At 39.0% G+C, this 8,676-nt stretch carries 8 protein-coding genes and 1 pseudogene; 8 read left to right on the top strand and 1 reads right to left on the bottom strand.

Translation table 11 applies throughout. The features are described from left to right. Positions 1-86 precede the first annotated feature (86 nt). The 4 genes and pseudogenes from AB1422_13085 (at position 87) to AB1422_13070 (ending at position 2,031) form a co-directional block, all read left to right on the top strand. Positions 87-1,010, top strand: coding sequence for a PAC2 family protein (locus AB1422_13085; GenBank protein MEW6620246.1), 924 nt, complete (start codon positions 87-89; stop codon positions 1,008-1,010). A gap of 96 nt (positions 1,011-1,106) precedes the next feature. Continuing rightward, positions 1,107-1,367, top strand: coding sequence for a hypothetical protein (locus AB1422_13080; GenBank protein MEW6620245.1), 261 nt, complete (start codon positions 1,107-1,109; stop codon positions 1,365-1,367). Between the two features lies 1 nt (position 1,368). Then, positions 1,369-1,785, top strand: coding sequence for a PIN domain-containing protein (locus tag AB1422_13075; protein MEW6620244.1), 417 nt, complete (start codon positions 1,369-1,371; stop codon positions 1,783-1,785). 144 nt (positions 1,786-1,929) lie between these two features. After that, a pseudogene (locus AB1422_13070) lies at positions 1,930-2,031 on the top strand (GxxExxY protein). On the opposite strand, the gene AB1422_13065 reads toward AB1422_13070, so the two are convergent. Further along, the gene (locus tag AB1422_13065) at positions 1,985-2,107 is read right to left on the bottom strand and encodes a hypothetical protein (protein MEW6620243.1); all 123 of its coding nucleotides are present in this window, start codon (positions 2,105-2,107) and stop codon (positions 1,985-1,987) included. The pseudogene AB1422_13070 and the gene AB1422_13065 overlap by 47 nt on opposite strands. A 227-nt stretch (positions 2,108-2,334) precedes the next feature. Between AB1422_13065 and AB1422_13060 the strand changes: the two genes are divergently transcribed. The 4 genes from AB1422_13060 to larE all read left to right on the top strand — a co-directional run bounded on the left by AB1422_13060 (position 2,335) and on the right by larE (position 8,517). Then, positions 2,335-5,355 (top strand): T9SS type A sorting domain-containing protein, encoded by a 3,021-nt coding sequence (locus AB1422_13060; protein MEW6620242.1) that lies wholly within the window; start codon positions 2,335-2,337, stop codon positions 5,353-5,355. Between the two features lie 111 nt (positions 5,356-5,466). Next, on the top strand, positions 5,467-6,258 hold the full coding sequence (gene sufC / locus AB1422_13055; GenBank protein MEW6620241.1) for a Fe-S cluster assembly ATPase SufC: 792 nt from the start codon (positions 5,467-5,469) through the stop codon (positions 6,256-6,258). Next, positions 6,251-7,486 (top strand): SufD family Fe-S cluster assembly protein, encoded by a 1,236-nt coding sequence (locus AB1422_13050; GenBank protein ID MEW6620240.1) that lies wholly within the window; start codon positions 6,251-6,253, stop codon positions 7,484-7,486. Before sufC ends, AB1422_13050 begins: the two co-directional genes overlap by 8 nt. A 233-nt stretch (positions 7,487-7,719) precedes the next feature. Further along, positions 7,720-8,517, top strand: a complete 798-nt coding sequence (gene larE / locus AB1422_13045; GenBank protein MEW6620239.1) for an ATP-dependent sacrificial sulfur transferase LarE — start codon at positions 7,720-7,722, stop codon at positions 8,515-8,517. The last annotated feature ends 159 nt before the right edge of the window (positions 8,518-8,676 follow it).

Raw genomic sequence — 8,676 nt, 5'->3', positions numbered from 1 at the left:
AAAAAATTATACCTTATGAAATAAAAAATGTCAATCATTTTTTACTTGCATTTTTTTAACATATCTGGTAATATTAATAGATGACAATGCAACCAGAAATAAAAATTTATAAAAGATTAAAGATAAAGGAGCCGGTGATGATAGCGGCCTGGCCAGGAATAGGTAATGTTGCCTTAGGGGCAATAGATTACTTACAATGGAAGCTTAAGGCAACTCCATTTGCCGAAATTGAGATAGAGCAATTAGTAGCTCCAGAGTTAGTTATAATCGAACAGGGTATAGCCAAATTCCCGCCAGTGCCTAAAAATGTATTTTATTACCACAAGGATTTGAATTTACTCATATTTGAAAGTGAGGCTCAATTAAAAGATTTACAGGGTTTGCATTTAATGCTGAAGGTTTTAGATTTTGCCAAACAACTTGAGGTTCAAAGAATTTATACCGCCGCGGCATTCCCGGTAGTTATTACTCATAAAGATGACTCGCTTCCCTTTTGTGTAGGAAATAATAAATCAATTAGAGATTATGTCTATCAACATGGGATAGAGATAATGAAAGGAGGACAAATTTCAGGACTAAATGGTTTATTATTATCCTATGCCGGGCTACTAGGGATAGAAGCCGCTTGCATTTTAGCCAGCATTCCACAGTATATGATTAATTTCCCAAATCCAAAGGCATCAAAAGTCATAATCGAGACTTTGGGAAAATTATTGAATTTTAGAGTGGAGATGACAGAAATAAACCTTGCTATTCAAGAGATTGGAATGAAAATGGATATGATTGAGGATAAAATAAAAGGTGTTCTTCCTGGACAGGAAGAGAAAAAGACTGAAGAAAAAGAACATAAAGTCCCTGATAATATTATGGAAAAGATAGAAAAACTATTTGAAGAGTCAAAACAGGATAAACAAAAGGCTCATAAGTTAAAAGAGGAATTAGATCGCTGGAATTTATATAATTTATACGAGGATAGATTTTTAGATTTGTTTAGAAAAGAAGGACAATAAGTTATGAATTTCGGGGACGGTTCACTTTTGTTTGAAAGCTTGCGGTTAGAAAATGAAGTTAAAATTGGAAATTAGAAATAAAAAGGAGATGGTTCTATGGGACATACATTGACTTTAGAAGTGCCAGAAAAGATATACGAACCCCTAATAAGAACGGCAAAACAGACAGGACGGACGCCTGAAAAATTGGCTCTCGAGTGGTTGAAGACTGCCATTCGCACTACTGTTGAAGATCCGGTAGAAAATTTTATCGGGGTGTTCAAGAGTAACATTCCAGATTGGGCAGATCAACATAACAAATACATTGGGGCGGACTTGATGAAACAAATAGAGTATAAAGGAGACAAGGATAACTGATATGTCTGAACTATTTGCTGACACATCGGGATGGGGCAATTTGGTTGATTCAACGCAGCCTTACCATGCGTTGGCAGCAACCATTTATCGGACATCCCGTCAACAGGGACGGAAAGTCATTACAACTAACTATGTTATTGCTGAATTAGCAATGTTAATGACCAGTCCTCTACGCATTCCTCGGACAAGAGTGATTGCGTTTATTGCAGGTTTAAAAAACTCACCTTATGTTGAAGTTGTGCATGTGGACTTGAGACTTGATGAACAGGCTTGGCAGCTATTCAGAAGCCATCAGGATAAGGAGTGGAGCCTTGCGGATTGTGCGAGTTTTGTAGTGATGAGACAGCGTGGTATTGGAGAAGCTTTGACAACCGACCATCACTTTGAACAAGCAGGTTTTATTCGTTTGCTGAAATAAGAAGGAATCGGAGTCAGACATCGAATTTAAGGAGAAGATAGAGAGAGATTGCCTAACCAATCAATGAAGTGGATTCGCTTCGCTCACCGCTTATTTCAGTGTTAGACTAAAAGAGATTAAACCACGAAGGGCACGAAGTGAAATTTGATGAAATATCTAATGAAGTTAGCAAATATTAAGGTTAGTCTGTTGATAAATTTCAATGTGGAAAGATTGAAAGAAGGCATAAAGAGACTTGTTCTGTAACATCTTCGTGTCCTTCGTGCTCTTCGTGGTGAATAGTTACGAAAAAATGTAGATAAAGAGGTAAGCGTTCAGCCATCAGGTATCAGCAATCAGTTAACAGCCAGGAAATCAGGATAGTAACAAATCCTACAATTTTGCGTAAAGGGTGTCTATGTGTCTGGTAATCTATGTAACCCAGACACTTAGACACCCAGATACCAGACTACCTGAACGGTTACATAAAAAGTAATACGTTAGTTATTGCTGGAAGAAAGGAATAAAGATTAAATTTCTCGCAAAACGATAAAAAGAAGGAAAACGACTATGATTAGATTACAAGATAAAAAAGGAGTTTTATTAACTCTAATTATTTTATCTGTCTTCCCTACCACTTCTTATGCAGATAATGTTTTCTGGCAAGTGGTAGACCAGGGTGGTGGGATAAGGGTTTCAGGTGGGGATAAATTAGTCGATTCCAGTGGTCAGGGATGTATTGGTGAATGCAAGAATAGCTTTTATAGCCTTTCTATGGGATATATTCTGCCAATAACTAATGAAAACGCCATTACCTTCCTTACCCATTCCGGCACGACATCCCTGGGAATTGGAAAGGTTCTTGAGGTAGTTATGAATGGAACGCCATACGGTTTTGCTACCTTTGTTATTTCTGGTATGGCGACAACAACTATGACAGAAATACAGCCAGGCACCTATACAGGAACCTACACGGTCAAGAATGGAGACAATATTATCAATGGCACACTTACAGGTTATCTTACCATTGGCACAAACACATACACAAAGATATGTGATGTCCCAGTTACTTTAGATGGTATCTTACCTGCATCTTATCCCCTTTCTCTGTCCGAATACTCAAATACCTCAAGCCTTAAGATTCCTTACCTTGCCTTTGATAAATCAGGACTTAAGCAAATTAACCTTTATAAGATGAAAGAGGGAGGGACATGGGACTATCATACCTATCAACCCATTTCTGGAATACTTACTACGGGAACATTCACCTGTAATTTAGGCACAAATACAGATGGCAAATGGTTCTTCTATACCAAAGCAAAGGATATGGCAGGTAATGAAGAATTATTTACAGGAACTACTACCTCAACCATTGTTGATACCACCAAACCTATGGTTGAAATAACAAATATCAATGATGGAACAATACCTTATACCACACCAGCAACCGCAACCATTATTGTCGCCTTTATCTGGACAGAGAAAAATCCCGCTACATTCACCATCGTGTTAGCAAGAGATGGTCATATATTTGCCTCAAATACAACCACAATCTTTGGTTTAAATAATGGCACCATTTCTTTATCTTATTGTGGGCTTTCAGATGGAACATATACCCTCTACGGAACCCTGACAGATAAAGCACTCAATTATGGAACCTTTTCCGTAGTTGAGGCTATAATTGTCCACACATTACCGACAATAACAAAATTAAGGATTGTCCCATCATCAAAGGTTATTCACAGAGGCACAGAATCTACTGTTGATGTTCTGATAGAAGATGTAACGAATATGGCCGGAGCAGAGCTCTTTCTTTCCTTTAATCCGGATATCCTTGAGGTTTCAACCATCACCTCTGGTGAATTTCCGCAAGGAGGTATGGTTGTTCAGCGATATGATAATAGCACTGGAAGTATTTATTACTTTGTTGGATTAATCGGTTCAGCAACAGGTTCTGGTGTTTTATGCTCTATCAGATTTAGAGGAGAGGATGAAGGAACATCTTCCTTGTGTTTTGGAACTTCTACCACTCTTCGGGATGCATCTTCAAACGCCATTCCATTCAATAAAGAAGATGGCATAATCTATGTGACAGGCACACCAACAACCATTCTTTATGTCTGCGGAAATAACCAGCGAGCCAACTGCGAGGAGACGTTACCTAATCCCTTTGTGATAAAGGTAGAAGATATTTATCATAACCCTTATCCAGATGTTTTGATAAACTGGGAAATTACAGATAGTCCAGATGGTGCATCTGGATTTAATCTATCCCAAACCCAAACATTAACTAACATCAATGGAACAACAGGCGCATATCTTATCTTAGGGAAAGAGCCGCCAGGAACTTATACCGTAGAGGCAAGACTTTCTGATTCTTTGGTTGTATTTAACGCTTATTCTTTAAGAAGGTTTGGCAACATATCAGGGCTTTGTTTTATTGACTTTGGGACCGCAGGACAGAGGGTTGGAAGTATTAGTGTTAGATTAATTGAAACGGGTGCAACAACCACAACAACTCCTGACTCAAGGTTTATCTTTGACCATATCCAGGTTGGAACTTATAGCTTAGCCTTTACCTATCCCGGGGCAACACCAGCCACAAAGACAGATGTTATCATAACAAAGACACAATTTAATGAGACAACTGAGCAGGGAACAATTATCCTCATCTTAGGAGACGCAAATGGCGATGGCCAGATAAATATATCAGATTGGCCAGCACTTGCCGATACTTTAGGTTCAAAAACTTATTATAATTCTAATTGCGATTTTAACGCTGATGCCATAATAAACATTGATGATTTTATGATATTCAGGGCAAACTTTGGTGAACAACAAACTTTAGAAGGAATAAAACCATTAAAGGCAAAAAGAGAAGGTGGAAAGATTACCTTAAAGTTTGAGCCAGAATCTATTAATAATGTAAAGATAGGTGAGATTATAGAGTTTAATATCCTTATTTCTGGTGCCAGGGATTCTTTGTGTGGAGAGATTCATCTAAGCTATGATGAGAATATCCTTAAACCAATAGGCAAAATAGTAGAAGGAGATTGGCTGCCAGAAAATGCCTATCGGATTATAAACAGGGTAGAAAATGGAAGGATAGACTATGCCTATGGTTTAGTGAACCCACAAGAAATGGATTCAGGCGTTTTAGGAAAGGTCAGATTTATGGTCAAAGATAGTGGTTCTTCCCAATTAAATTTTAACTTTGATATGGAAGAGAATAGAGAGACAATGTTTATAGAAAGGATAGGAAATCAGGATAGCCTTTTAGAGATAAATTCTCAACCAGCGAAGATAGATGTCCCTGTAATCTTTAATTCAGTCTATTGTTTTCCAAACCCAGCCAGGAAGGTAAATAAAGTAACATTTAAGAATATATCAAAAGATACAAATATAACTTTAAAGGTTTTTAACATTGCCGGCGAGCTTTTATATGAAGGGGAAAAGAGGACCAATTCCTCTGGAGAGTTTGAGTATGAGATGAAAAACAAAGATGGAAAAGACCTGCCATCAGGTGTCTATATCTTCGTAGTTGATGATGGAAAGGACAAAAAGAAGGGGAAAGTGGGAATAATAAGATAAGAGAAGTTAAACCGAGGTGGGGGGGCAGGGTGGATTATTTCTGGCGTTAGAATAATAATCCCACAAAGACAACGAGGTTAGCGGCTGGATTAAATAAAGGAGGCTCTCAGAATGAGTTTGTTAGAAATAAAGGATTTAGTGGTAAAGGTTAATAATAAGCAGGTGTTAAATGGCGTCCATCTAAATATTGAAAAAGGAGAGGTGCATATCTTGATGGGACCAAATGGCTCGGGCAAAAGCACTTTAATTATGACCTTATTAGGTTACCCTCATTATCAGGTGGTAAGCGGAAAAATAACCTTTGCTGGCACTGAATTAAATTCTAAACCAATTCATCAACGGGTAAAATTAGGATTGTCAGTTGCTTTTCAATCTCCACCAGAGATAAGGGGTGTAAAATTGCGCGATTTAATCAGAATAGCCGGTGGTAAGACTCTCTGGGACTCGTTTAAAGAACCACAAGAATCATTCGCCACACCTCTTTTGACTAAAGTAGGACTTTTACCAGAGGTTTTTCGGGATAGAGAGGTTAATGTTGGTTTCTCAGGTGGTGAGCGAAAACGCTCAGAAGTAGCTCAAATATTTGCCTCAAAACCAAAATTAATGATTCTTGATGAACCTGATTCTGGCGTTGATATTGACTCGCTAAAAATGATTGGTAAAGATTTAGGTGAGTATATTGAAGAAAATCATTGTGCCTGTCTGGTTGTTACCCATTACCGCCATATTCTACCTTATTTAAGACCCGATTTAGCCCATGTAATGTGCGGGGGCAGGATTGTTAAAACGGGCGACCCGGTAGAAATATTTACCCGCATTGAACAAAAGGGATTTTGTGAATATTTAGAACTCTGTCCACCAGGATTGAAAGCCATTATTGAAAAGGAGATGAAAAATGACTGATTTTAGAGAAGAATTAAAAGCATCTGCAGAAAAAGTAAGAGAGAAACCCGCTCTGCTCGGTCCAGATATAGACATTGATAAATTTAGTTCAAAACCAGCCTATGTAGAGATGATTTCTTCCCCGGATAAATTAACCGGCCAGGTGGCTGAAAAAGCTCATCAAGTAGGAATAAATTCAGATGAAAATAAACGCTCGGGAACATTCTTTCAGTATGACCACACGCCTATTCTTGCCTGTCAGAAGAAAGGGATAAAAGGAGTTGAGGTATTAAGTACGCCTGAGGCAATTGAGCAGTATGATTGGCTAAAAGATTACTATTGGAAAGCAGTGGCCGTAGATATGGATAAATACACCGCCAGAACAGAAACCAACCTGACAGGTGGTTATTTTATCCGCGCTAATGAGGGTGTTAAATTGAGCATGCCAGTGCAAGCCTGCTTGTTCATTGGCACTGCGGGATTATTACAGGCTGTGCATAATATCATTATTGCCGAAGAAAAATCAGAACTCCATATCATCACTGGCTGTACTACCCATCCATTGGTTTTGAGTGGGATGCATATTGGCATCTCGGAATTTTATGTGAAGAGGGGAGCAACGATTACCTTTACCATGATTCACGGTTGGGCAGAAGATGTTGAAGTCAGACCAAGAACTGGTGCAATTATCGAAGAAGGTGGCACATTCATCTCCAATTATATCTGTTTTAAACCCGTTAAAAGCATTCAGATGTATCCAACCTCGTATTTAATGGGCAAAAATAGCCGTGTCAGATACCATACTCTGCTTTATGGTTGCGATAACTCTCTACTTGATGTTGGTTCAAGGGCAGTGCTTAAGGCTGAAGGGACACGGGCGGAAATGACTGCCAGAGCAATTGCCAGAGACTCTACTCAGATAATCGCCAGAGGACATCTGGTTGGAGAAAAGGCTGAAACTAAAGCACATCTTGACTGCCGTGGACTACTCTTAAGTGATAAGGCAAAAATTCATTCTATCCCCGAACTTGAGGCAAAGGCAGAAGGATGTGATTTGAGCCATGAAGCCGCTGTAGGTAAAATCGAGGAGGCTCAATTGTGTTATTTGATGAGTCGCGGCTTAAATGAAGATGAAGCAACCGCATTAATCGTGCGCGGCTTTTTAGACCCGGAGGTGCCAGGACTCCCTGAACATCTTAAACAAGAAGTCCGACGAACAATAGAACTAACTTCGGAAAAGATGATGTAGGGATTAGGAGTCAGACCTTTTTATGACCTTATCCTTACCCACATCTTTTACTGGACAATGTTATTAACTATGCATTCATTCACAATTCACCATTCACAATTCACCATTCACAATTTTTTCCCTAAATTTCCTTAATAATGGTGAATGGTGAATTGTCAATTGTCAATTATTAAAACCCCTTTCTTCTCACGCTTCACGGTGTCCACTAAAACTTGTGGGTAAGGATAAGTTTTATGACGACTGACTATTCAAAGATAGATAAATTAAAAAATATCCTTTCAGAAATGGGTGGTGTGCTAATTGCTTACTCCGGCGGCGTGGATTCTACCTTACTGGTAAAAATAGCCTGTGATGTGCTGTTGGATAGAGTCCTTGCCGTCACCGCCAGGTCACCACTTTACCCGACATCAGAGATTGAATCTGCAAAGGCAATGGCAAAAAAACTGGGTGTCAAACATCTAATTATTGATTCGGATGAGTTAGAAATCCCTGACTTCGCGGATAATCCCAGAAACAGATGTTACCTGTGCAAAAAGAAATTATTCAACCAACTATGCCAGATTGCCAAACAATACGGTCTGCCATACATACTCGATGGCTCAAATGTGGATGATATTTCTGATTTCCGACCGGGTAGAGAGGCTATTAAAGAGTCTGGCGTTCGGTCTTTACTGGAAGAAGTCAGATTGACTAAAAATGAAATCCGAGAGATATCAAAAATGATGGGATTACCTACCTTCGATAAACCCTCAATGGCCTGTCTTGCCTCCAGATTCCCTTATGGTATGCGGATTACTCCTCATGCTCTAAAAATAGTGGAATCTGCAGAAGAATTCATTAAAGGATTTGGCATATCTGTTGTCCGCATAAGGCACTATGGAAACTATTGCCGAATTGAAGTGCTTGAAGAAGAAATACCCCTCCTCCTGAAGAGGCAAAAGGAAATAGTGGCTAATCTCAAAAAACTTGGCTATACTTACATTAGCATTGACCTGGAAGGTTATCGAACCGGAAGTATGAATGAGGCGTAAAAAGAAGGTTGAGAAGGAGAAAAAGGAAAGATGTAATACATCAGTTATTTGGGGGAATGAAAATAGTAGGCAAGTAGGTAGTAGGGAAGTAGGAAAGGGATAAAGGATGTGCACGGTATTCCTCTTCTGGGGGCAATGTCTCCCCCTTTCCTACTTTCC

Source organism: bacterium, from assembly GCA_040757115.1.
Taxonomy (GTDB): Bacteria; UBA9089; CG2-30-40-21; order CG2-30-40-21; family SBAY01; genus JBFLXS01.
Note: the sequence above shows the minus strand (reverse complement) of the source record. Positions and strands in the feature narration are given on the sequence as shown.

Excerpts from the sequence above, each read along its gene's own strand:
- AB1422_13080 (MEW6620245.1), top strand. The coding sequence starts at position 1,107 with ATGGGACATACATTGACTTTAGAAGTGCCAGAAAAGATATACGAACCC.
- larE (MEW6620239.1), top strand. The coding sequence starts at position 7,720 with ATGACGACTGACTATTCAAAGATAGATAAATTAAAAAATATCCTTTCA.
- sufC (MEW6620241.1), top strand. The coding sequence starts at position 5,467 with ATGAGTTTGTTAGAAATAAAGGATTTAGTGGTAAAGGTTAATAATAAG.
- AB1422_13065 (MEW6620243.1), bottom strand. The coding sequence starts at position 2,107 with ATGGCTGAACGCTTACCTCTTTATCTACATTTTTTCGTAACTATTCAC.
- AB1422_13075 (MEW6620244.1), top strand. The coding sequence starts at position 1,369 with ATGTCTGAACTATTTGCTGACACATCGGGATGGGGCAATTTGGTTGAT.
- AB1422_13050 (MEW6620240.1), top strand. The coding sequence starts at position 6,251 with ATGACTGATTTTAGAGAAGAATTAAAAGCATCTGCAGAAAAAGTAAGA.
- AB1422_13085 (MEW6620246.1), top strand. The coding sequence starts at position 87 with ATGCAACCAGAAATAAAAATTTATAAAAGATTAAAGATAAAGGAGCCG.
- AB1422_13060 (MEW6620242.1), top strand. The coding sequence starts at position 2,335 with ATGATTAGATTACAAGATAAAAAAGGAGTTTTATTAACTCTAATTATT.